Origin of the sequence: Arthrobacter sp. B1805 (genome assembly GCF_002929745.1) — a bacterium.
Classification (GTDB): domain Bacteria; phylum Actinomycetota; class Actinomycetes; order Actinomycetales; family Micrococcaceae; genus Arthrobacter_D.
On sequence record NZ_PJIQ01000004.1, the window covers coordinates 1 to 22,920 of the forward strand.

The following is a 22,920-nucleotide window of genomic DNA, read 5'->3' on the forward strand; positions in this document are numbered from 1 at the left end:
CAACTGCCAGCAAACCTACCAACGCGGCACCATCACCTGGACCCCCACCACCGGAACCCGCATCACCTACAAATAGATCCGATGATTCATCCCGCGACTCATGTGATGTCCGTGCGATCGAGCGCACAAGCGATTAGGGTTCAGCAATAGAGAAGCGCCCCTGGCCGAGTAGTCAGGGGCGCTTCTCTATTGCGCCTACTTCTTGGGACTAAAGGACGGGCGGCGTGTGGGCACGGCCGCGGACTGCGGGTACTCCGAGAAGCTTCGTGGAGTGGGCGTGATTCACACCACACCAATGAGAGATACGGACTTCCGGCGTCCTGATGCGAACAGGATTCCCTCGCTCCTCGACGCCCCCAAAATTCTCTGCAATCCATTTCGGCGAAATCAGGGCGACAGTCGGGCGGGTGCACCGCACCCGGATAGCTGGCGCCATGGGCGTCGCGGCGAGCGGGAGGGACGCGGTCAACTGAGCAGGGACGACTCCGATGGTCCATCTCACGTCTGGCTGCAAATCGTCACGGGCTGTGAGGGGCGACCAGATCAAACGGCCTCACCGACGTGAGCCCTGGCACATTCTGAAGGTCCTCGTCTAATCAGCACTGGCTGCAGCGAACCGCCCCCGAGCTCTGACGGCCTGCCGGCACTATAGCTGGTGACGCACTTCCGCCTGTCGGTCCTCCGGCAGAGTCCGAATCAGGGTGCCGATCGGTTCTTCCCGCGGTGCACGGAAGAGCGCCTCGAAGACACCCTTGGCAACCGACTTGGCCCACAATCCCTTGTCAGCCGCATGAGGGCCCTGGCCTAGCGCATGAACGACGTAGAAGGTGGAGTCGAAGATTTTCCTCGGCAGTGACAGTTCCGGGTTGGTCTTGATGACCCAGATCTGATTCCGCAGGTGGTAGAAGAGGCGTCCCTTCATGTCCTTCGAGCCACCGGCATTCATCGGGTGCTTGATTCTGCTCCTGCTCACCATCACGGCGGGAGCCAGCCTCGAGAGACGAAGCGTGTACTCCATGTCATCGATCCAGATGAAGTAATCCCGCTGCGGCAGGTGGGTAGTCCTGGCGATGGCGACGTTGACCAGGACCCCGACGAAGGTCGCAGCACGGACCGCGATCGTACCGATTTCCTGGGCCTTCAGCTGATGCTTCATGTCACTGCTGAGGACTGGCAGGTTACCGGCGTTCGGAGTGCCGTCCTCGTGCGTCGTCACCATGGAGGCAGCGAAGGACAAAGGTTCGTTGCTCGCCTCGACCGCTCCCATCAACTCTTCGAAGGAGTCCAGGTCCGGCTCGCCGTCGTCGTCCATCAGCCACACGTAGTCGTGGCCGCGTTCCGCAGCGAGCTCCACTCCCCACGCAAATCCGCCTGCCCCGCCGAGATTGGCTCCCGTCTCGAACAGGAAGACCTGGGGATACAGCTCCCGAACCATCTCCGGTCCACCGTCCGTCGATCCATTGTCGATGACGATGACCTCATCCAGGGGGCGTGTCTGCTGGGTCAGCGCGGACAGGCATTTCTCAAGCAGTTCCCTCCGGTTGTAGGAGACAACAACTGCTGCATTCGACATGGTTTCCTTCGCTTCTTCCCTTGCATCAACGATCCGATACTATCGGGCCCGGCCACCGACAGCTCCATCACGACGGCGTGGCCCGGACTACCACTGCCGGATAAAGGCCTACTGCTCGAGCAGGCCCATCAGGTACCGGCCATAACCGCTCTTGATCAACGGCTTCGCCCGCTCGGCAAGCTCGTCGTCCGAAAGGTTGCCGAGGCGCCAGCTAATCTCCTCCGGACAACCGATCGACAGCCCCTGACGCTTCTGGACCGTCTTGATGAACTCGGATGCCTCGTTAAGTGAGTCGAAGGTACCCGTGTCGAGCCATGCGGTGCCCCTGGGCAGTATCTCGACACGCAACTTCCCGCGTTCGAGGTACACCCGATTCACATCGGTAATCTCAAGCTCGCCGCGCGGCGATGGCTGCAGATCGGCAGCGATGTCGAGGACGTCGTTGTCATAAAAGTAGAGACCGGGCACGGCGTAGTGGCTTTTGGGGTGCTCCGGTTTCTCCTCGAGTGACACGGCCCGCCCGTCGGTATCGAATTCGACGACGCCATAGGCCGTCGGATCAGCTACCCAGTAGCCAAAAACAGCACCACCGTCGATGTCGGCGAAACGTCGAAGCTGTGTACCCATCCCTTGGCCGTAGAAGATGTTGTCGCCGAGTACGAGCGCCACGGGGCCACTGCCGATGTGTTCCGCACCGAGGATGAACGCCTGCGCGAGCCCATCCGGCGAGGGCTGCTGTGCATACGTGAGGTTCACCCCGAACCGGCTCCCGTCCCCGAGCAGCCGTTCGAACTGGTCCGCATCGTGAGGAGTCGTGATGATCAGGATGTCCCGGATACCGGCAAGGATCAGCGTTGACAGCGGGTAATAGATCATCGGCTTGTCATAGACCGGCACCAACTGCTTGCTCACGCCGAGAGTGATGGGGTGCAGCCGGGACCCAGTTCCGCCTGCAAGAATTATTCCGCGCATGGTGGCCATCATTCCGGGGATCGACGACGAACAGCAAGTTCGCCCCGACACGGAGGATTAGCGGCGGTCCAGTCCGCCTGGTCGAGCACGTGACGCTTCCGCGATTGTTGTTCCAGGCGGCCTGCGGTGTGCCTCCGGGCAGGCGCCTGAAAAGCAATATGGGATACTGAGGCAGTGAATCGCACCTGGGTCGTCATTCCGATGTACAACGAAGCAACTGTGGTCGGCTCGGTCATCGAGGGCCTTCGCCCCGTTTTTCCCCACGTGGTCTGCATTGACGACGGCAGTTCGGATGGTTCACAGGACATCGCTCGGGCAGCCGGAGCGGTCGTCGTGCAGCACCCGATCAACCTCGGCCAGGGCGCTGCCCTGCAGACGGGAATCGAATTCGCGCTACAGGATCAAATGACCCGCAACATCGTCACGTTCGACGCGGACGGCCAGCACCGGGTAGTGGATGCCGCAGCGATGGTTACGCGTCTGGACGCCGGCGAGGCAGACATCGTGCTCGGCTCCCGGTTCCTCGACGACAGGACTCAGATCGGCCCGATGAAGCGGCTCGTGCTGAAGACGGCCGCCGTGCAATCGCGGCTGGCCACCGGGATGAATCTCACCGATGCACACAACGGGCTGCGCGCCATGAACCGCGAGGTCGCTTCGCGCATCCACCTCACCCAGAACCGGATGGCCCACGCGTCGGAACTGGTCCATCAGATCGCGGAGATAGAGCCTCGCTGGGTCGAGCATCCGGTGGAAATCATCTACACCGACTACTCCAAGTCCAAGGGCCAATCGCTGTTGAACTCCGTCAACATCCTCGCCGAACTCTTCTTTAGGTGATCCCGTGCTGCTGATAGTCCAAATAGTCCTCGTTCTCGCCGTGATCCTGGTGTCGCTCGTGCTGATGCGTGGCGGCACCAACGCACGCCATCTCGCGATCCGTCGGATCATGCTGATGATCTTCGCAGTGGCCGCCGTCGCCTCGATCTTCTTCCCGAACGTGCTGACGTCCCTGGCGTCCTTCCTAGGGATCGGCCGGGGCACCGACCTGGTGCTCTACGCGACCATCGTCAGCTTCTTCGTCTTCATGGCAACGACGTACCAGCGATTCCGCCACGCCGAGAACGCCCTGACGGCCCTGTCCCGGCGCATTGCGCTGGATGAGGCACCCAAGCCCTGGGCTGAGGACCGCCACTAGTTGACGCGCTCCACTACGTTGCACCCGAGGGAGTCCCGCTCCGTCCCTCATCCGCGGTGCGGGCGGGGCGCGTCCTAGCGGACGACGTGCCGGGTAAGGCTCGAGATGGATGCCTTGCGCCCCTTGAGGAGTGACGTGGCGAGCAGTGCCACAGCGTTCAGCCGTGACGTTATGTGCAGTGACGCCGCACGGGCCGCCTTGTGCCACCCGAGAGCCGCGAAGCGCTCTGCCTCGATCTCGAAAAACCGGCGCTCCTCGTCAAAACGCCGGCCGTCGAGCGCGCGTACCGACGAATCCGACCCCGAGTGGCGGCGGTACAAGAAGGCCAGTTCGGGCTGTAGCACCATCGTTCCGCCGCCGGCAGCGATATCGAGCAGGAGGGCAAGGTCCTGCACGACGTCGAACTCCGGGCGGAAGCCGATGCGCGTGATGGTTTCGGAGCGCCATGCGAGCGACGGGAAGTAGTGCCAGCCGGCATGCAGCAGGCTCGTGGCGAGCCGCTCTCCCTGCAGCACCGTCGGCGTAGGAGCGCCGCCGGGCATGGCGATGCTCTTCACCCTGTCCACGAGGGGTGCGACGGCCGCGCCGTTCTCATCGATGACTTGCACGCCGGGCTGAACCACGTCGGCGGTGGGGTACGCGGCGAAGGTGTCGACGACCGTCTGCAGGTAGTTCGGCAGCATCAGGTCGTCGGCGCCCATGATGACGGTCAGGGGTGCCTCGACGAGCTCGAGAGCGCGCCGGTAGTTCCCGTTCGCGCCGAGGTTGGACGCATTCCGCTGGTAGGAGACCCGTTCGTCGTCGAGCTCTCCGAACCAGCGGGCAGGCTCGGGGTCGGGGTACCCATCGTCCACCACAACCAGCCGCCAATCCTGGAACTGCTGGCTCAGAACGCTGCGTGCAGCCTTCTTCATGAGTTCGACATCCCCGTAGTAGGGGAACAGGACATCAACGGAGGCCATGGAGAACTTTCTGCAGGAGTACGGCTGGGACGGATTTATCCCGAAGAACAGTCCAACTATAGGGATGTGGATTGTACGAAGTGAAAAAGCGCGTTGGGTAGACTCGTTCGGGATCATCGATGACTAGGACAGGATGGGCATGGGAGCGGGCCAACACTCCGACGAGGAGCGCAGCATACGCGCCAGCGTATGCATGGCGTCCTACAACGGATCAGCCCACGTGGTGGAGCAGCTGGAGTCGATTCTGGCTCAGCTGGGACCAGAGGACGAGATCGTCGTGGTCGATGACGCGTCCACGGACTCCTCCGTCGACGTCATCGCGGGTCTCGAGGACGGGCGGATCCGTCTCATCCGCTCCCCCGCCAATCGCGGTTACGTGAGGACCTTCGAAGCGGCACTGCTTGCGAGCCGCGGCCAGTACATCTTCCTCTCGGACCAGGACGACATCTGGTTGCCCGGGCGCCTGGAGCTGATGCTTGGCGCGCTGTCCGCGTCACCCGTCGTTGCCAGCAATTTTTCATTCTTCGGCCAGCCGCCGCGAGCCATCGAGTCGCTCCGCCTGAAAGCGGACGACAGCACGAAGAAGTGGACGAACCTGCTGCTGCTGTGGATCGGAGTGCGCCCGTACTACGGCTGCGCCATGGCGTTTCGTCGCGACGCCGCTCCCTTGATACTGCCTTTCCCAGCGTTCCTTCATGAGACGCACGACCAGTGGATTGCCATGGTAGGCAACCTCGCCGGCGGCATGCAGCACCTGGAGCAGGACACGCTGTCCCGCAGGTTGCACGACACCAACACGACGCCGAAGAAGGTTCGGTCGCCGCTGCTCATCCTGCGGGCAAGGATCATGCTCGCCCGGGCGTTCCTCGTCGCGGTGCAGCGTGTCCGGCGGTACCGGAACCAGGAGGCCTCCCGTGGATGACGACTTCTCCGGAAGCTTCGGGATCGTGGCTCTCGCCGCCTACCGGCCCCCCGAACGCCTCTTCGCACGCCAGCTGCTGTCGATCCAGGCGCAGACACACAAAGACTTCCGGTGCCTCATCTCGGTCGACGGCGACCACGAACAGGTCGCGAAGGACGTTGAACGGATTTGCGGCGGGGATGAACGCTTCGAGGTGATCGGTTACGAAGATCGCCGGGGCTTCTACGGCAACTTCGAACGCGTGCTTGAGGCGGTTCCGCCAACGGCGCGATGGATCGCCCTCAGTGACCAGGACGACTACTGGTACCCGGAGAAGCTGGCGACGCTGCTCCCCTACCTCGCGCACAACTCGCTGGTGTCCGGGCAGGCACGAGTGGTCGGCGACGACGGACGCGTGCTCACCGCCTCCACGGCACGGCGCCGCGTGCAGCTCGTCGATCTCTTCACCGAGAACCAGGTCACCGGGTCCCTCAGCGTCCTGCGCACCAACCTCCTGTCCGTAGCACTCCCCTTTCCACGGCTCAACACTCCGGCGCAGTATCACGACCACTGGTTGGCGGTCTGCGCCGGCGCTGCCCACGGCTTCAACGTGGTCGATGTCCTCGTCCAGGACTACATCCAGCACCAGAACAACGTCGTGGGCGAGAACCGCACGGGTGTCACTCGTCTGGTGTCCCGCGTCCGAAAGCTAGGGCGCCGGTTCGAGGGATCGGCGTCGCCTGCGGCGCTCGCCCGATTCCTCGCTGCGGCCGGAATCGGCTGGCGGTCCCTGATGGCCGATACCCTCGCGACGAGGACGTCGGTCAGGACGGCGGAGCTCAACTCCGCTCTTTCCGCCTACTCGTCCGATGCACGCCGCGGCGCCGCGGCCCTCGCCGTCGCCCGCGGTGTCCGACGCGGGACGGTACCACTCCGGCGCGGTGCCGAACTAGCCGCAAGCCTTGCCGCTGCCGTCGTCCTCGGCCGACCTGCCAGAGGGGAACTGTGAGCGACCCGATCGTCGTCGCGGTGGTCAGCAGCTACCGCCCGCCCCAAGCCGTCCTCGCAAGGTACGAAGCCCTGGCGCGTCAGGTTGCCGCCGTGGTGGTCGCCGATGACGGCTCCGGGCCGGACGCCGAAGGAGTCCTCGGACGCCTGGAGTCGCTGGGGGCCGATGTGGTCCGGCGGGACACCAACGACGGCATCGCCGTCACACTGAACGCCGGGATCTTCCGGGCGCGCTCGGACCACGGAGCCGAGTGGATCCTCACACTCGACCAGGACACCGCCTTGGTTCCCGGCTACGTCGAACAACTGTTGGCGACTGCACGCGCAGCGCTTCAGGCCGGACTACCGGTGGGAAGCGTCTCCTATGCCGAGCAGAACGGACGCCCGGTGGCCCGGCTCGGAACAGAGCAGGGCTTCGACCTCGCATACGACCCCATGCAGTCGGGCCTTCTCCTGCCGGTCTCCACACTCGACACCGTCGGAGGGCTCCGCGAGGACCTCTTCATCGACTGGGTGGACACCGAGTTCAACGAGCGCGTGCGTGCGGCCGGTCTCCTGACGATTGTCGCGGCCGGTACCAACCTGGACCACTCACTGGGCGCCATGCGGCGCCTGACGGTTCTGGGACGTCCCCTGATGCGCCATGGCAAACAGTTGTCGGTCGCCTACCATCCGCCGTTCAGGACCTATTATATGAGCCGAAACGCGGTTCTGGTCGCCCGGCGTTCGTTCCCACGCCATCCCCGCTGGACCGCGTCACGCCTTGCGCACGACCTGATCGGGCATGCCGCGAGGGTCGTCGTCGGGCCGCAGCGCCGGAGCCATCTCCTGGCGATGGCGGCAGGAGCCGCCCACGGCCTTCGCGGCCACGCGGGCAAGATCCCGGCACCACTCCTGCAGCGTCTGTCCTGACGCGCCAGCGAGCCGACGACGCCCCGCTTGACCACCACCGCCCTCCCTCGAACCCGTTAGGCGCACTGTGAGACCGTTGATAGCGCGATTCGGCACGTACACAGCGGCCGTCGCTATCACCAGCATCATCGGGCTGATGGCGATTCCCGTCGTCGTGACCCAGGCCGGTGACGTTGCGTGGGGCGTTATCGCCGTCGCGCAGACGCTCGCCGGGTTGCTCGGGGTCATCGTGTCGTTCGGCTGGGGCACGACGGGACCGGCGATGGTCGCCGGGATGCCGGCTAACGACCGGCCGCAGATGTTCATGGAGTCCCTCGTATCGAGGCTGTACCTCGCCACCGTCACCTTGCCGTTCGCGATCCTGATTCCATTCCTGCTCACCACCCCGGAATACCGCGGGATGATGATCGCTGCCTGCTGCGTGTACCTGATTCCCTTCCTCGGCGGAGCGTGGTATTTCGTGGGCGAGGCACGCCCCCGGCGGCTGATCCTCTTCGATTCGCTTCCGATCAGCATGGGGACGCTGGCGGGGGTCGTGGGCATCCTGCTCACCCAGGAGATCTATGTCTTCATCGCCTGCCAGGGTGTCTTCAATATCGTCGCCGTCCTCGGGACCGCCTCAGTGATCCGACGGTCCGGGGGCACGATGGCCCGTCCTGATCCTTCCCCCCGCGCCGCGTTCGGTCGGTTGCCACGCCAACTCCACGGGGTGATCACGGCGGCCACCTCGTCGCTGTACGTCGGCGCACCGCTGATCATGGTGTCCGCGTTCCTTCCCGCGTTCAGGGAGGTGTACGCCATGGCCGACCGTTTCATCAGGTACGGCCAGATCGCCCTCGGACCCGTTGTCCAGGTGCTGCAGGGGTCCATCGCGTCGACGGACAAGACGGTCGAACGCCTCCGAATCGGGCGCACGACGCTGCTGGCTCCGCTGGTCGGCCTCCTCGGCGGCGCGGGCATCGCCCTCGTGCTGCCGTGGGGCAGCGCGCTGCTGTCCAACGGCAGGATCCACGTCGGCTTCGCGCTCAGCATCCCGATCGGCGTCGTGTTCGCCGGCGTCGCCGTGTCGTCCATCGTCGGCCTCGCCTGCCTGATCCCCTTGGGACAGGGCAGAGCGCTGGCCGTTTCGACCGTGCTCGGCGCGTCCATCGGCCTGCCGCTCATCGTCCTTGCCGCGGCCTTCCTGGGACCCGTCATGGTCGCTTGGTCGGTCGCGATCTCCGAACTCGTGGTGGCGTCGTATCAGGTAGCGACCGTCCGCCGAGTACTGAGGGAGGGCAAAGGATAGCCCTGGAAGCCGTTCGTGTCGGAAACTGCGGGTAATTGCCTACCAGCAACGCTGCGGTTACAGTCCGCAAGACTCGATCTTGTAGACGGCTGCGCCGTCGTCACTGTGATCCACTAGTGTGAGATCGCCCGGAGGAATTCCCGCCGCGGTCAACCCGCCCATGTTCTTTCTGTGGATGATCTCTGGAAGGTAGCGGCCGTCGTCGTCGTAGAAGTAGGAGACGCGGTATTTACGAATCAATTCACAGACGCGAGGGTCGCTGTCCAGCCGGTAGAAATTACGACCGAGATACTCTGCGTCTAGGTCCCACGCGCCAGTACCTGTTGGGAAGACGACGTCGCGGTCCGCCAGAGCGTACACGAGGGCGGCGCCGGACGTCGGATCGCCAAGCACAACTGCGTCCTCTGGTAATTCATCGCCCAGACGTTCAATCATCTGCAACTCGGACAAACTCGCGATGCCATCGCTCCACTCGAGGTGTCGCCAGTAATCCGCAGCTAGGCGGTCGGATCTAGCATCCGCCCGCAGCTCTCCTGTCTGCGGATATAGGACTGCAGCCAGTGCAACCACGAGGGCGAGCGCAACAGCGCCGGCCACTTGCGGGCGAGCGAGTAACGGAGTCCGGGCGGCGGCGGCTGCTATCCCGGCCTCCACAACCCTGGTGATCGCGAACGCGGCCAGGAGCGATGTAAACAGCGGCACGAGTCCCCCAAGCCGGACGGGATCGGAGTACCAAAGCCCGACCAGCGGGCGCAGGACCGTCTGTTCACCGGCGGCGACGACATACAGCAGGATCGTGGTCATCCAGCTTATCGACACCCACCGCCCCTCCCGCAGGGCTATGGTCAGAATGAATCCGACGATAGCAAGTAGTCCGGCCACCCAAAACGGCTCCGTGTTGCCATGAGCAAGTGGTGCAAGCATGGTGTCAAAGACCGCTGCGCCGACCGCATCTGTCGCCGGTCCAACTGGAGTCGTCTCGAAGTAGAATACCGATCGAACGCTTGGAATGGTGCTAACGGCGGCAATGACGCCCAAGACTGCAAGAATTGGCGCCGCAATCAGTGCCACCACGAGAGCTTTCCGTCCACCCCTGGATAGGTCCTGGATCCCGGCAACGTAGCGGTAGACCACAAAGGGCACGCTGAGGTAGGCAGCAGCGATGGTGGCAGTGGGATGGCAGAGCGTTGCTCCAGCGAGCGCGATAAGCAGCAGCAGGACGAGTCGGATTCTTGCGGCGCATGTAGTGCGGCTAGACGTGATCAGGAGGAGCAGTGCCAGTATCACCGGAAGAATCGCCGTACCCATTGCTGCGGGCCAAACTGTGCCGTAGGAAATCATGCGGGCCGGGAAGGCAACGAACCCCGAGGCGATGACCGGAGCCAACATCGGAATCCACGTCAGGCGGGGGAAGGCTACTCGCGCGAGGTAGGCCACGGATAGGGGCCAGATGACGCAGGCCATCACCAATGCGGTCACGTTGATGCTCACGCTGATAGGCAGTTGCCCCACTGTCAGGCTGACTAAATCGTGCCAAGCCCCGGGATAGAACGCTGGGGCCTTGCTATTGGACGCTACGGCGCCCAAATTGAGGCTTGACCCGTTACCGGTCTCGATGATGTAGCGCACCGAGCTGTGGTGATGGATGGAGTCCCAGGTAAGTGCTGGGTAGTCCGGCCACCGCATACCTTCCTTCAACGGCGTGAAGCTCACGATGGCGGCCACAACGACCCCCATCAGGGTCGCAATCCCGCGCGGCACCCTACGCCACCAGGACCTGCTCGGCGTCTCGATGGGAGCGGCCCTCGGTACGCCTGCCGTCGCCCCTCCACCAACGTAGATCGTCAGGACCCTGGCGAGAACGAAAACAGCAACCGTCACCGCCGCAGTGAAGCCCAGGTAACTCCAGAGCGTCCATTGGACACCCAGAAACGCCAACAACACGGCACCGACGCCAGCCAGCCCAAGAGACAGTGCGGGCGCGAGAGCAAGCATGCCAAGCCCCCGGGCGCCAGCCGCCAAGCCCACCAGTATGCCCGGCAGAAAGAAGCAGGCCAGCGTCGCGAAAGCGACCGGGAGCACCTCCACCCAACTCATCGCCGTGCTCCCCCCGAATGGTCGATGCTTGTGCTAATGACGACTCCTGAGCGTCGCAACGGCGTCATCCACGGTTGAATCGAGAACGACCCGACCGTGCTCCAGAAGGACGCCACGCTTGCAGATCTGCGCCACCAGGTCGAGGTCGTGGCTGACGACCACCAGCGTCTTCCCGTCGTCCGCCAATTCTTTGATGCGAGCAATGCATTTCTTCTGGAACGGCTCGTCCCCTACGGCGAGGATCTCGTCGACGAGGAACACTTCGGGATTCGTATGGACCGCTACCGAGAACGCAAGCCGAAGATACATTCCGGAGGAGTAGAACTTCACCTCGGTGTCGATGAACTGACCGATCTCGGAGAATTCGAGGATGTCATCGAAGCGCTCCTCAATTTGCTCCTCACTCATGCCCAGGATGGCACCATTGAGGTACACGTTGTCGCGACCCGACAAGTCAGGATGGAAACCGGCACCGACCTCGATCAGCCCTGCAACCCTTCCCCTGGTCTGCACCGTTCCCACGTCCGGCAGCATCACTCCGGAGATGTGCTTGAGTAGCGTCGATTTCCCCGAACCGTTCAGACCGAGCAACGCGACGGACTCGCCCTGCTCGATGGTCAGGCTTACGTCGCTGAGCGCATGAAACTTCTTGGAGAGATCTCCCTTGCGCCCCTTCATGATCCACACGAAGGCTTCCTTGATGGAGCGGGTATGCCTCAGGACGAATTCCTTCGATATTCCTCTGACCTCTATTGCCGTCGTCATTGTCAGAGCTCCTGAGCGAAACGGCCCTCGAGCCGCCTGAAGGTGAACTGGCCCAGGAGGATCACGAGGACCGAGATCGCGACCCCGATGGGCATCCATAGGTCGAGCAGGTTCGGCGGGACGGCTGTCAGCGGATCTGTCACGCCGCTCGTGGTCGGCATCCAGAAGGCGAAGTGGAACAGTTCCACAGCGATGGTGAGTGGATTGACCTGATAGATGGTGTGCAGGATTCCGCCGGTTCCTGCGCCGAAAGCGTCGAATAGTCCGTCCCGAACCATCGTCCACGAGTAGAGAACTGGCGACGCCCAGGTCGCAATCATCAACAACATGTCGACGAAGTTCTCCGAATCGCGGAAGTAGACATTGACGGAGCCAAAGAACAGGCCGAGGCCGATCGCCAACAGCGCGACGATGAGGAAACCGATAACAGCTGCGCCGATCTGCACCACCCCTGGTGTCCAGCCCGCGATGAAGCAGGCAATGAGCAGGACGAACAGTTGCGGCACGAAGTGAATTGCGGATACCCAGACTGAAGCCACCGGGAACAACTCCCGGGGAAGATATATCTTTTTGATCAACCCGCCGTTGCCGACGATGGATCGAGACGCGTTGCTCAACGCTTCGTTGAAGAAGTTGATCAGGACGATGCCGGAAAACAGGTAGATCGGGTAGTTCTCCGTATTTCTGTTCATCCCCAGGAAGATCCCGAGGGCGAACCAGAACACGACGAACTGCACGCCCGGTTTCACGTAGGACCACAGCAGGCCAAGGACCGAGCCGCGGTAGCGAACCTTCAACTCCTTCTGTACCAGGAGTTTCAGTAGGTACCGCGACCGCAGCACGTCCTTGAGACCACCTCCGAGGCCGGGGGTGGTCAGGTCGATGGTGCTCAATCTACTTGCCTTCCCCGGAATGCTGGTCGAAGGTCTTCTTCCAGGACTCGAAGGACGTGATGTCGTCGAGCGATGCCCGGTACTGCTCCCGCAGTTGTGGCCACTTCCTGAGGATCTCCGCATTCAACCGGCCGGCCTCAGCGAGTAGAGCACGAAGCTGCTGCGGATCCCTGCGGTACCAGGACGCCCCGGTTCCTTCAGCATTCGACACGATCGCGCTGTCGTATTGCGACATCCGCCACCACTTGTTGTCCTGGTGCGCGACGAATGCCTGGGGCCGCTCCTTGCTCTCCGAAGCAACCGGCTTGCTCAACTGACGCGCGATCGTCTTCACTGCCCACGGCACGAGTGTCGTGTAGGAAGGAGCCTTGAAACCCTGCCCATGACGCGGCGGTTTGTCCATCTTCGGAGCCGGGAAGTCGTCGGGGTTCGGCTTGAGTTGTGCATCGGAGTGCCCCTGGCTCAGGGCCCGGATCTCGGGAAGCTTCGTCGCGAGAATGGCGTGCAGCTGATCGGGACCACGCAGGACATCGCGCATGGCCATCACGCGGCCACGAGCTGTGTAGTACTGCATCGACACGAGGTGCTTCACGTCCGAGTACCCGGACTCGCGGATCACCCTGCCCCCCCGTTCGTACGGGCTGTGGATCAAGGCCGCGATCATGCGGTTGCGGGTGTGGAAGTAGGCCTGCCACCCGACCATGTCGTCCTTGTCGATCCAGGACACGTGCCATACTGCCGATCCAGGCATCGAGACGGTCGGATAACCTGCCTTCTTCGCCCGCAGGCCGTACTCCGCGTCATCCCACTTGATGAAGACCGGCAGCGACAGACCGATCTCGCGAATGACCTGAGTCGGAATGAGGCACATCCACCAACCGTTGTAGTCGACGTCGATCCGTCGGTGCAGCCACGGCGTGTGGCGGAGATTGGAGCGCATGAAGTCGTGCCCCAAAGTCTGCTCGGCGACAGGCTGGTCCGGCTGGAACCGGTAGGGGTTCACGATCTCGCCGAACGTGTGCAGTACCGTCCGGTTGTAGAGGTCGAACATGTGACCACCGACGATCGTCGGAGTCTTGCAGTGGTCGGCGAAAGCCAGGAGCCTGGTGATGCTCTCCGGCTCCATCACGACATCGTCATCAAGAAGCAGCGCGTAGTCGCTGCCGTTCTCCACCGCCTCGTACATGCCCCGGGCGAAGCCGCCGGAACCACCGAGGTTCGCTTGGTCGATGATCCTCAATTTGCCTTCGAGGGCGGCACTGATGCTCGCGAAGCTCGCTTCGTCGGCGACCTTCTTCGTGCCTTGGTCGACGATCAGCACTTCCTGCACGTTCTCGAGCACGTCCAGATTCTCGGCAAGTATCGAGAGGTTGTTCGCGCAGAAGTCGGGCTTGTTCAGCGTCGTGATCTCGAGCGTGATCTTACCGGGTGTCGGGGCCTCTCCCGGAGCAAGCCATTCAGCATGATTCAGTACGAGCGGGGCCGATCCGGCCACCAGGTCGAACCAGTACCACCCGCCGTCCCCGAAGGGCTCCAATGAGAGGTCGAATGTACTCGTGGCGGCGTCGGACACGCGCTTGGTCTCGACGTGTTGCAGTGAGCCGCGCGCGTTCGACTTGTAGACGCTGATGCCGCCCGCGCCGCGTGTCCCGACGGACAGCCTCACGTTCCGCACATTGGTCCAGCGACGCCAGTAGCTCGCAGGGAATGCGTTGAAGTACGTGCCGAAGGAAACGCGCTCTCCCGGACGAACGGACGTCGACCGCCTCGATCGGAAGTCCTCGACATGGAGTTCCTGGCCGGGCGCGGCGAGACTCGTGACATTCGACTGGGTGCTTGTGCTGCCATCTGTGGTGTTTACCTGCACACCGACCGCGCTGCCGGTGTCGACGTAGAGGGCCGCGGTGTCCATCTGGTTCTGATTCGGAAGAACCACCCGCTGGATGGCATGCCACGCCTGGGCGCTCTGGATCTGCTCGGCTGCGGCATCGGTCAGCGTGGCCTCGCTCATGCGTCCACTCCCCCGCTTTCGAGCTTCTGTCCGCCCTTGAAGTGAGGCGTGATCTTGTTGTCGAACATGGACAGGGCGGACCCGATCGCCATGTGCATGTCGAGATACTTGTAGGTTCCGAGGCGACCGCCGAAGAGTACCGACTTCTCGCCCTTCGCCAGGTCACGGTAGGCGAGCAGCTTCGCGCGGTCGTCGGAGGTGTTGATCGGGTAGTACGGCTCGTCGTCCTTCTCCGCGAAGCGCGAGTACTCCCGCATGATGACGGTCGCGTCCTTCGTGTAGTCGCGTTCCGGGTGGAAGTGACGGAACTCGTGGATGCGAGTGAAGGCTGCGTCCTCATCCGGGTAATTCATGACAGAACAGCCCTGGAAGTCCTCGATCGGCAACACTTCCTCCTCGAGGTCGATCGTGCGCCAGGAGAGGTCACCTTCTGCGAAATCGAAGTACCTGTCGACGGGTCCCGTGTAGATGACCGGCACCTGTCCCAGCGTCGTCGAGCGCGAATACTCGTGGCCCTCGTCGAAGAAGTCCGTGTTCAGGTGGACGTCGATGTTCGGGTGGTCGGCCATGCGCTCGATCCACGCCGTGTAACCGTTGACGGGGAGGCCCTCGTACTTGTCGTTGAAGTACCGGTTGTCATAGGTGTACCGGACAGGGAGCCGGGAAATGATCTCCGCGGGCAGATCCTTGGGGTCGGTCTGCCACTGCTTGCCCGTGTAGTACTTGATGAAGGCCTCGTACAGTGGCCGCCCGATGAGCTGGATGCCCTTGTCGTTGAGGTTCTGGGGATCCGTGCCCGCAAGCTCGCCGGCCTGCTCCTGGATCAGGGCGCGCGCTTCCGTCGGCCCGAGGGCTGTCCGGAAGAACTGGTTGATGGTTCCGAGGTTGATCGGCATCGGGTACACCTCACCCTTGTGACGGGTGTAGACCTTGTGCACGTACTGTGTGAACTCCGTGAAGTTGTGGACATAGTCCCAGACGCGCTCGTTCGACGTGTGGAAGAGGTGTGCGCCGTAGCGGTGCACCTCGATTCCCGTTCGCGCTTCGTTCTCGCTGTATGCATTGCCCCCTATGTGGTGACGCCGATCGAGCACGGCCACTTTGAGACCGAGCTGGGTAGCCGCCCGTTCAGCTATGGTCAGGCCGAAAAAGCCCGATCCAACGACAACGAGGTCAACGTTCACAGATGCTCCTGAATTTGATCCGAACAACAGACATGCGGGCTTAAGGCTACCCGACCTCAGGTGTAGCCCCTCCACCGCCGCGGGAAGGAGGCCGATGAAGTCGCTCGCCGCCCGCACCGCCGCGCGCCCTCACGTCGTCGCGCAACCGCACTGCTACCGGCGTGATGACTGCCGGATCGTGGCAACGCGGGTCCCAGTCACCGTCATGTGTGACGACTCTCTCCGGCTGACGGCGGCGACGTTATCCACAAGGAGCGTGCCACACCTCACCGTGCGTCGCTGCACCCTTAGCCTCGGAAGCAGTCGTCGAACCAGGAGGCTCCGATGGAACTGCACGTCACGCTCGCGAGCGCTCCCCCGTCGGCTTTCCCCACTCGGGAGATCGTCGTAGACACCGACGTTCTGACCACCGGCGAGGCACTCGCTCGTCAACTGGGAGCTGACGGGTACATGCACCCCTTCAGCGTCGAGGGCCTCCCGCTTGTCGAGTTGGTTCCTTTCGCCGGCGCGCTGTGCGACGGTGCAATCATCGTTTCCGGGGAGCACCAGCAGCCTGAGACGGACCCCCTGATGCCCCACCTCCTGTTCGTCGTCCATTCGGGTCCGGACGCCGGTCAGGTGTTTCCCCTGGCCAGAGGCACCTACACGATCGGACGCGCCGCCAGCGACATCGTGGTGTCCGATCCCGCGCTGTCCCGAACCCACGCACGCCTCACGGTGACCGAGGATGCGATTCTGCTCGAAGATCTCCAGTCCGCGAACGGATCATTCGTGGATGGTGAGAGCATCAGTACAGCAGCCATCACCGTCTCCACGGCAGTTCGGCTGGGGGCGAGCCGATGCCGCATCGAACTGCTCGACGACGGCGCCTGGGACGACACGGCTCATCCGGAACTGCTCGAGGCACTCTCGGTGGACCAAGCGGTGCCCCGAAAGCCGTCCCGGATCCTCATACTCACGGCCCTGCTGCCACTCGTACTCGGCGTCGCGCTCGCGCTCACCACTGGCATGTGGTTCTTCCTCGCCTTCAGTGCTCTGTCAGCGGTGACCGGCCTCGTGCCCCTCGTCACGTACCGGCGCAATGCCCGCACCTTCACCAGCGCTGTGGCTAGCACCGCCCTCCAGGACAGGGCCCGCCGAGTGCACGGCGTCCCCGATCCCGGCCACATCGCCCTCGATGCTCTCCGTGCGCGGCTTGCCGTGGCGCCACGCCCCACACGCGGCAGGACCTCTCCGGACAGGGTCCTGCTCAGGTTGGGCACGGCCGATCAGCCCGCCAACCTGACCGTCCAAAGGAGCGACGAGCCCTTTGTTCCTCCACTGCTCCTCGATGTGCCACTCGTCCTTGCTTGCCATGCAAGAGGTGAGGGAACCAGCGAGCGCAGCTTCATGATCACAGGCGAGGACGGCGCGGCGCGGAGCCTCGTTCGGGCGCTCCTGCTCCAGGTGTCCCAGCCATACATCGACACGCCACTGGTGGTTCTCTGGGGGCATGCTCACGAGATTCCGCTCCAGGCCCGGTTCCTTCCCAACGTCCGCCTCACGATGGATGCACGGATCCTCACCTCGATCCTCGCGCGTTCGGCAGTCACCGTGGTCTTCCAGTTCTCCGACGGCTTGCCGGATCTGAGTGACACGGCGGGCGTTCTCGTGATCAGGATCTCCACCGGCCGCAGGACACCTGCCGGATCCGGCCCGACGATCGCCACGACGGCCGGGGCAGGAATGGTCATCCACGCCGACAACAGTGCCCGGGCGCGCATTGCGGGGCAGGAGTTCGAGGTCACTCCCGATGGAGTGACTGATGGAACGTTCGACCGCACGGTGAGAGCGCTAGCCCGGGCCGGAGCCAGCGGCGGGGCGCCCGACCGCGCCAACCCTTCGCCCTTCAGCGAGGACACGCCGCCGCCGTCGTCCGCCTCCGTGTGGTCAGTAGAACTGGCGCCCGACAGCCTCACCGGGTCCGTGCCCGCCCGATGGGCATCGTCCGACCCGGACCACCCCTCGGCGCTCGTAGGTGACTCGGGAACCGGCCACGTCTCCATCGACCTTGTGGATGACGGTCCCCACCTGCTGGTCGCCGGCACGACGGGGTCCGGTAAATCCGAGTTCCTTCGGACCCTGGTGCTCGGACTCGCCATGGATCAACCACCCGAGCATCTGGCGCTGCTCCTGATCGACTACAAAGGCGGCTCGGGCCTCGGCGCGCTCGCCGGTCTCCCCCACTGCGTCGGCAACCTCAGCGACCTCTCCTCCGAGTCGACTGCACGTGCGCTCGTGTCCCTGCGCGCGGAGCTTCGCCGGCGCGAACACCTCTGCGCGGAGCACTGCGCGCACGACGTCGTCGAACTGCGCCGTGTGGCTCCCTCGTCATGTCCACCACGCCTCGTCGTGGTCATCGACGAATTCAGGATGCTGAGCGACGAGGTTCCGTCCGCGGTGCCGGACCTGATGAAGATCGCCGCACTGGGCCGCTCCTTGGGCGTCCATCTGGTGCTCGCGACCCAAAGGCCGCAGGGTGCGGTGACACCGGACATGAGAGCGAACATCACCTCGTCGATCCTCCTGAGGGTTCAGACCGCGATGGAATCGCAGGACCTGCTCGGATCAGGGCTGGCAGCGGACATACCGATCGACCTCCCCGGCAGGGCGTTCCTACGACGCGGGGCGGAGTCACCTCTCGCCTTCCAGGTTGCGTCCTGCAGCGAGTTGCCTCCGCCACGCATTACCCGTGGGTGGCAGGACATCACCACCTACCTCGGCGACGATCCCGCCATCGCTGTGGAAGGTCACCCGCACATCCACGGTCCGGATCCGTACACACCCACTCGTTCCAGGACCGTCACGGCCAATCGCCCACCGGTCTCCCTCGACAGCGGCCTCCCGGCCGCTGAATCCTTCACCAGGGGCCCAGCTGGCCCGACCAACGGGGTCGCGACGGGACATGAGCGGGTCGCGCAGAGCGTCCTGCAACGAGCGACAGCCGCGCTGCGAGGTGCAGCTGATGGTGTTGGCTCCAGTGATCCTTTCGTTCCCGTCCTCCCGCCGCTGGCCGCGGTGCTCTCGTCGGCGGCATGTCGCGCCTTCCTGCCTGCGGACCCGGAGCCGCCCGTGCCATCGGCCGTGCGTCGTTCGGCCGGTGCTGGTACCCATGCCGTCGCCCTGGGCGTTGCCGATTTCCCGAAGCACCAGGAACAGCGTCTGCTGCAATGGCGCCCCCGGGACCACTCCCATCTCGCGCTGGTCGGTCTGTCGGATTGCGGTAGCGGCGCATCCCTTGCGTCCGTCATCTCCGCGCTGCCTGTGGCCGACCCGGACGTCCATCTCTATCTACTCGACGGAGACGGGAGCCTGGAGCGCGTTCCGCTCGGCCCCCACCTCGGTGCATATGTTCGGTCGCACGAGACGAAGAGGGCGGGGCGCGTGCTGGAACGACTCACTGCCCTGCCTTCCGTATCGACGCGCGACGTACCGCAGATCGTCCTGGCCATCTCGGGGTGGGGGCGATGGGTGAGCCAATTCCGGAACCTGCGCTCCTCGAGAGCGGAGGAGGACCTCTACTCCCTCGTCCGTGACGGCGCCCGCAGCGGCGTCAGCGTCGTGATCACGGGAGACCGGGAGCTGACGGCGGCACGATTCTTTCCGCTGATGCCGAACCGAATCTATCTGCCCCTCGGTGCGCATCAGGAGACCACTATGACCTGGCCGAGGATCCCGAGTCTGGATGCAGTCGCCGGGCGGGGTTTCGCGCAGGGCCGCATCACGGGGGGCTCGGGGGACGGAGTGTGCCAATTGGTGCTGGAACCGGCCCCGGCCGAAACCCCAGCACGCATTCCGGTCCGCTTGCCCTTCCCCGTACATCCCCTTCCGCATTCCGTTCCACTCACGCGGCTCCTTCCAGCCGTGACGGGTGTACCGGCAGGAGACGACGTCGTGCTGGGCGTGCAGGGCGACGATCTGCGCCCCTACAGCATTCCGCTTCGGGCGGGTGAGAGCTATCTCGTACTGGGCCATCGTTCGTCGGGGCGCAGCAACGCCCTCCGCGTGATCGCCGAGGCTGCACAGGTTCTCGGGAGTCGCGTGGTCCTAGCGCCACCGCCCACCGCTGCCGGTTCCGGCATGGCAGAGTACTGGCGACGACTCGCCGAGCAGTACGCCACGACGAGCGCCATTGATCGATGCATTCTTGTCGTCGACGATGCGGACGATCTTCCCGGTGACGTCCAGCAGATTCTGTCGAAATTCGTCGCCCGGGGCGCCGCTGCTGCCCTGTCGGCCGTACCCGGTCCCATGCTCATGACGCGCGTACCGCTTTCCCTGCAGTCCCGCAGCTCCGGCTGCGGGTTCGTCCTCTCACCGAAGTCACCCTCGGACGGCGACATCTTCGGGGTACGACTCGATCAGGACGGAACGACCATACCGGGACGCGGCTACGCGTGCGCACCGGCGGGGGTTTTAGAGGTCCAGATTGCGCGTGCGACGGGCGATGGGGAGGAAGGACCCGGAATCCACCGACCCGGGGCGTCCAGCGCTACAGCGTTCTTGCGGTCCCTGTAGTCCGCACCGTGAAGTCCACGACCGGTTTCGAGAACAGGAGCACGATGACGCCCGCGGCGGGGACTATCAGCAACAGGCCGATCAGCGGATCGCCGGCCGTGAAATAGGGGAACGCGAGGATCACCAGGAACAGCTGGACGACGAGGGACGGCGAGCGCGGCCACCGAAAGCCCACGGCAAGCTTCCTCGCCATCACGACCAGGGCCGACGCGACCAGCAGCAGCAGAACCGCCATGAAGACCGAACCTCCGACGGAGACGGGATCCACGCCGAAGATCGTGATGGCGAAGCCCACGGCGATGACGACCAGCGCGACCGCCTCGAGTATCAGGACGACGCTGATCAGGAGAACGCCGAGCGGTCGGCTCGTGCCATCTGGCACTGGATTCGCAGCCACCCTCGAACCCTACCGGACCACCACTGCCGGGCCCCGACGCGTGGGCTGGTGCGTTGCTGTGACAAACCCCTCATCCATAGGGCCAATTGAAGCTGTAAAACCCTTGTTTACCGGTTGGTAACGTGACAGCCTTAAATGCAGTGCAAACCCGGGGGCCGAAGTCGGCCCCTTTACTATGAGCCCCCTCGTGAATGTTTTCACAAATCACGAGAAGCGAGGCTAGAGGAGAATGTGATCACCATGGATTGGCGTAGTCGCGCAGCCTGTCTGGACAAGGACCCGGAGCTGTTCTTTCCGGTCGGCAACACCGGGCCGGCGCTTCTTCAGATTGAAGAGGCCAAGAGCGTGTGCCGTCGCTGCCAGGTGCAGGATACCTGTCTGCAGTGGGCCATCGAATCCGGACAGGACGCTGGAGTATGGGGCGGACTGAGTGAGGATGAGCGCCGCGCGCTCAAGCGCCGGGCTGCAAGGGCCCGCCGCGCTTCCTGACGAAGGCCGGTACAGACACCAGGCACGCATCGAGAGGCCGGATCCCAGTTCCGGCGCAATGACGAAGGGCCGCCCCATGGGCGGCCCTTCGTCGTTCGGCCCCTGTCCGGGCCCCGCTCAGCTCGACTGGTTCACATGCAAACCAAGCTCGAGCGTGACCGACGTGCCGCCGCCCGGCCGGGTGCTCCACTCGATCGTTCCCCCGAGTTCGCTCGTCACCAGGGTCCGGACGATCTGCAGACCGAGGCCTTCGGCGTGACCTCCGGCAGGCAGCCCGACCCCGTCGTCAGCAATCGTGACACGGAGTATCTCCTCGCCGTCGGCCTCCGTCCGCCGGTTGGCCATCAACCAGACTGTTCCGGTTCTGCCCGACAATCCGTGCTCGACGGCGTTCGTCACCAGCTCGTTGATCACCAGGGCCAATGGAGTCGCAAGATCGCTCGGCAACTCTCCGAAGTCTCCACTGCGCTCCGTGCGGACGGCTTGTGCCGGCGACGCCACTTCCGCGGACAACCGGAACTGTCGAGAGATCAGTTCATCGAAGTCGACGCTCTGTGCGAGGCCCTGCGACAGCGTCTCATGCACCAGTGCGATGGTGGACACCCGGCGCATCGCCTGCTCCAGCCCGAGCTTGCCTTCCTCGCTGACCATCCTGCGCGACTGCATCCGGAGCAGTGCGGCCACTGTCTGCAAGTTGTTCTTCACCCGATGGTGGATCTCACGGATGGTCGCGTCCTTCGAAACGAGCTCCATTTCACGACGCCGGAGTTCGGACACGTCCCTGCAGAGCACGAGCGCGCCGAACCGTTCCTTCTCATCGCGCAGGGGGATGGCCCGCAGCGAGAGGCTGACGCCCCGCGATCCGATTTCGGTGCGCCAGGGCATGCGTCCCGTGACGACCAGTGGCAGTGTCTCATCGACCATCCGTCGATCCTTCAGGAGTGCCGTCGTGATCTCGGCCAGCGGACGCCCTTCGAGGGTTTCGACGTCTCCGAGCCGCCGGAAGGCCGACACACCGTTCGGGCTCGCATATTGCACGATTCCGTCGACATCCAGGCGGATCAAGCCGTCTCCTACACGAGGAGCCCCCCTGCGGGAGCCCGTCGGCGTCGCGAAGTCCGGCCACAGTCCCAGCGTCCCCATGCGCAGAAGATCGTAGGCGCACTGCCGGTAGGTCAACTCCAACCGGGACGGCATTCGTGAGCTCGAAAGGTCCATATGCGTCGTCACGACGGCGAGAGTCCGCCCGTTACGCACCATGGGTACGGCCTCGACGCGCATCGCCATCTCAGTGGTCCAGTTCGTCTCACCGGACCGCTCGATCTTCTGGGAGGCCCATGCGAGATCGACGAGTGGCTGCAGGTCCGCGCGGATACGTTCTCCGACGAAGTCGCTATGGAACACGGTGTGCGACGTCGATGGCCGGGCATGGGCAAGCGCCACATAGCCACCACCATCCAGCGGGAACCACAGCGCAAGGTCAGCGAAGGCCAGGTCCGCCACCATCTGCCAGTCCCCCACCAGAAGGTGGAGCCACTCGGCGTCGCCGGGTTCGAACCCGGCGTACTCGCGGATGGGATCAGTGAAGATAGCCATGAAATCTCTCTGTAGCTCGGCAGCGACTCGTCGGCATGGCATGCACGCTCCGGACAGGCCGGACCACGGGCGCAATGCCAACAGGTCCAGTCTGTCACCCTCGCCCCTGGGTCGGGA

Annotated in this window: 19 protein-coding genes; 9 read left to right on the plus strand and 10 right to left on the minus strand. The window is 64.0% G+C overall.

The window, feature by feature from the left end; all coding sequences use genetic code 11:
• On the plus strand, positions 1 to 76 hold a 76-nt coding region (locus CXQ96_RS19035; protein WP_146070945.1), incomplete at its 5' end, for a hypothetical protein.
• Positions 77 to 646: 570 nt separating this feature from the next.
• On the opposite strand, the gene CXQ96_RS05550 is transcribed toward CXQ96_RS19035, so the two are convergent.
• Together CXQ96_RS05550 and rfbA are read right to left on the minus strand one after the other, a co-directional pair.
• Positions 647 to 1,573 (minus strand): glycosyltransferase family 2 protein, encoded by a 927-nt coding sequence (locus CXQ96_RS05550; protein WP_104117057.1) that lies wholly within the window; start codon positions 1,571 to 1,573, stop codon positions 647 to 649.
• Between the two features lie 108 nt (positions 1,574 to 1,681).
• Complete coding sequence (gene rfbA / locus CXQ96_RS05555) at positions 1,682 to 2,545, minus strand: glucose-1-phosphate thymidylyltransferase RfbA (protein ID WP_104117270.1); 864 nt, start codon at positions 2,543 to 2,545, stop codon at positions 1,682 to 1,684.
• Between the two features lie 201 nt (positions 2,546 to 2,746).
• On the opposite strand from rfbA, the gene CXQ96_RS05560 reads away from it, so the two are divergent.
• A complete protein-coding gene (locus tag CXQ96_RS05560; RefSeq protein WP_104117271.1) occupies positions 2,747 to 3,385 on the plus strand; it encodes a glycosyltransferase family 2 protein in 639 nt (212 codons plus the stop codon).
• 4 nt (positions 3,386 to 3,389) lie between these two features.
• Positions 3,390 to 3,743, plus strand: a complete 354-nt coding sequence (locus CXQ96_RS05565) for a DUF2304 domain-containing protein (RefSeq protein ID WP_104117058.1) — start codon at positions 3,390 to 3,392, stop codon at positions 3,741 to 3,743.
• 74 nt (positions 3,744 to 3,817) lie between these two features.
• Here CXQ96_RS05565 and CXQ96_RS05570 read toward each other — a convergent pair whose 3' ends face one another.
• Positions 3,818 to 4,705, minus strand: coding sequence for a glycosyltransferase (locus CXQ96_RS05570; protein WP_104117059.1), 888 nt, complete (start codon positions 4,703 to 4,705; stop codon positions 3,818 to 3,820).
• 193 nt (positions 4,706 to 4,898) lie between these two features.
• Between CXQ96_RS05570 and CXQ96_RS05575 the strand changes: the two genes are divergently transcribed.
• From CXQ96_RS05575 to CXQ96_RS05590, 4 genes are all read left to right on the plus strand, one after another.
• Positions 4,899 to 5,627: a glycosyltransferase gene (locus CXQ96_RS05575; RefSeq protein WP_104117272.1), complete on the plus strand. Its 729-nt coding sequence runs from the start codon at positions 4,899 to 4,901 to the stop codon at positions 5,625 to 5,627.
• Positions 5,620 to 6,615, plus strand: a complete 996-nt coding sequence (locus tag CXQ96_RS05580) for a glycosyltransferase (RefSeq protein WP_258058890.1) — start codon at positions 5,620 to 5,622, stop codon at positions 6,613 to 6,615. Before CXQ96_RS05575 ends, CXQ96_RS05580 begins: the two co-directional genes overlap by 8 nt.
• A complete protein-coding gene (locus CXQ96_RS05585; protein WP_104117060.1) occupies positions 6,612 to 7,526 on the plus strand; it encodes a glycosyltransferase in 915 nt (304 codons plus the stop codon). The genes CXQ96_RS05580 and CXQ96_RS05585 overlap by 4 nt, the downstream gene beginning before the upstream one ends.
• A 67-nt stretch (positions 7,527 to 7,593) precedes the next feature.
• Positions 7,594 to 8,814 (plus strand): lipopolysaccharide biosynthesis protein, encoded by a 1,221-nt coding sequence (locus CXQ96_RS05590; RefSeq protein ID WP_146070826.1) that lies wholly within the window; start codon positions 7,594 to 7,596, stop codon positions 8,812 to 8,814.
• A gap of 57 nt (positions 8,815 to 8,871) precedes the next feature.
• On the opposite strand, the gene CXQ96_RS05595 is transcribed toward CXQ96_RS05590, so the two are convergent.
• From CXQ96_RS05595 to glf, 5 genes are read right to left on the minus strand one after another with little or no spacing between them, the layout of a single operon-like run.
• The gene (locus CXQ96_RS05595; protein WP_104117062.1) at positions 8,872 to 10,911 is read right to left on the minus strand and encodes a DUF6541 family protein; all 2,040 of its coding nucleotides are present in this window, start codon (positions 10,909 to 10,911) and stop codon (positions 8,872 to 8,874) included.
• A gap of 33 nt (positions 10,912 to 10,944) precedes the next feature.
• Positions 10,945 to 11,676: an ABC transporter ATP-binding protein gene (locus CXQ96_RS05600; RefSeq protein WP_104117063.1), complete on the minus strand. Its 732-nt coding sequence runs from the start codon at positions 11,674 to 11,676 to the stop codon at positions 10,945 to 10,947.
• A gap of 2 nt (positions 11,677 to 11,678) precedes the next feature.
• Positions 11,679 to 12,569, minus strand: a complete 891-nt coding sequence (locus CXQ96_RS05605; RefSeq protein ID WP_104117064.1) for an ABC transporter permease — start codon at positions 12,567 to 12,569, stop codon at positions 11,679 to 11,681.
• A 1-nt stretch (position 12,570) separates the two neighbouring features.
• A complete protein-coding gene (locus tag CXQ96_RS05610; RefSeq protein ID WP_104117065.1) occupies positions 12,571 to 14,580 on the minus strand; it encodes a glycosyltransferase in 2,010 nt (669 codons plus the stop codon).
• Positions 14,577 to 15,764 carry a UDP-galactopyranose mutase gene (gene glf / locus CXQ96_RS05615; protein WP_104117066.1) on the minus strand — a complete coding sequence of 396 codons (1,188 nt, stop codon included), beginning with the start codon at positions 15,762 to 15,764 and terminating at the stop codon, positions 14,577 to 14,579. Before glf ends, CXQ96_RS05610 begins: the two co-directional genes overlap by 4 nt.
• A gap of 324 nt (positions 15,765 to 16,088) precedes the next feature.
• Here glf and CXQ96_RS05620 point away from each other — a divergent pair, with 324 nt between their 5' ends.
• Complete coding sequence (locus CXQ96_RS05620; protein ID WP_104117067.1) at positions 16,089 to 20,321, plus strand: FtsK/SpoIIIE domain-containing protein; 4,233 nt, start codon at positions 16,089 to 16,091, stop codon at positions 20,319 to 20,321.
• Here the strand turns inward: CXQ96_RS05620 and CXQ96_RS05625 are convergent.
• Positions 20,296 to 20,718, minus strand: coding sequence for a hypothetical protein (locus tag CXQ96_RS05625; RefSeq protein WP_146070828.1), 423 nt, complete (start codon positions 20,716 to 20,718; stop codon positions 20,296 to 20,298). The two genes, CXQ96_RS05620 and CXQ96_RS05625, sit on opposite strands and share 26 nt — an antisense overlap.
• Positions 20,719 to 20,958: 240 nt before the next feature.
• Here CXQ96_RS05625 and CXQ96_RS05630 point away from each other — a divergent pair, with 240 nt between their 5' ends.
• A complete protein-coding gene (locus CXQ96_RS05630; RefSeq protein ID WP_055769355.1) occupies positions 20,959 to 21,207 on the plus strand; it encodes a WhiB family transcriptional regulator in 249 nt (82 codons plus the stop codon).
• A 117-nt stretch (positions 21,208 to 21,324) separates the two neighbouring features.
• Here the strand turns inward: CXQ96_RS05630 and CXQ96_RS05635 are convergent, their stop codons facing one another.
• Positions 21,325 to 22,803 (minus strand): sensor histidine kinase, encoded by a 1,479-nt coding sequence (locus CXQ96_RS05635; RefSeq protein ID WP_104117069.1) that lies wholly within the window; start codon positions 22,801 to 22,803, stop codon positions 21,325 to 21,327.
• Between the last annotated feature and the right edge of the window lie 117 nt (positions 22,804 to 22,920).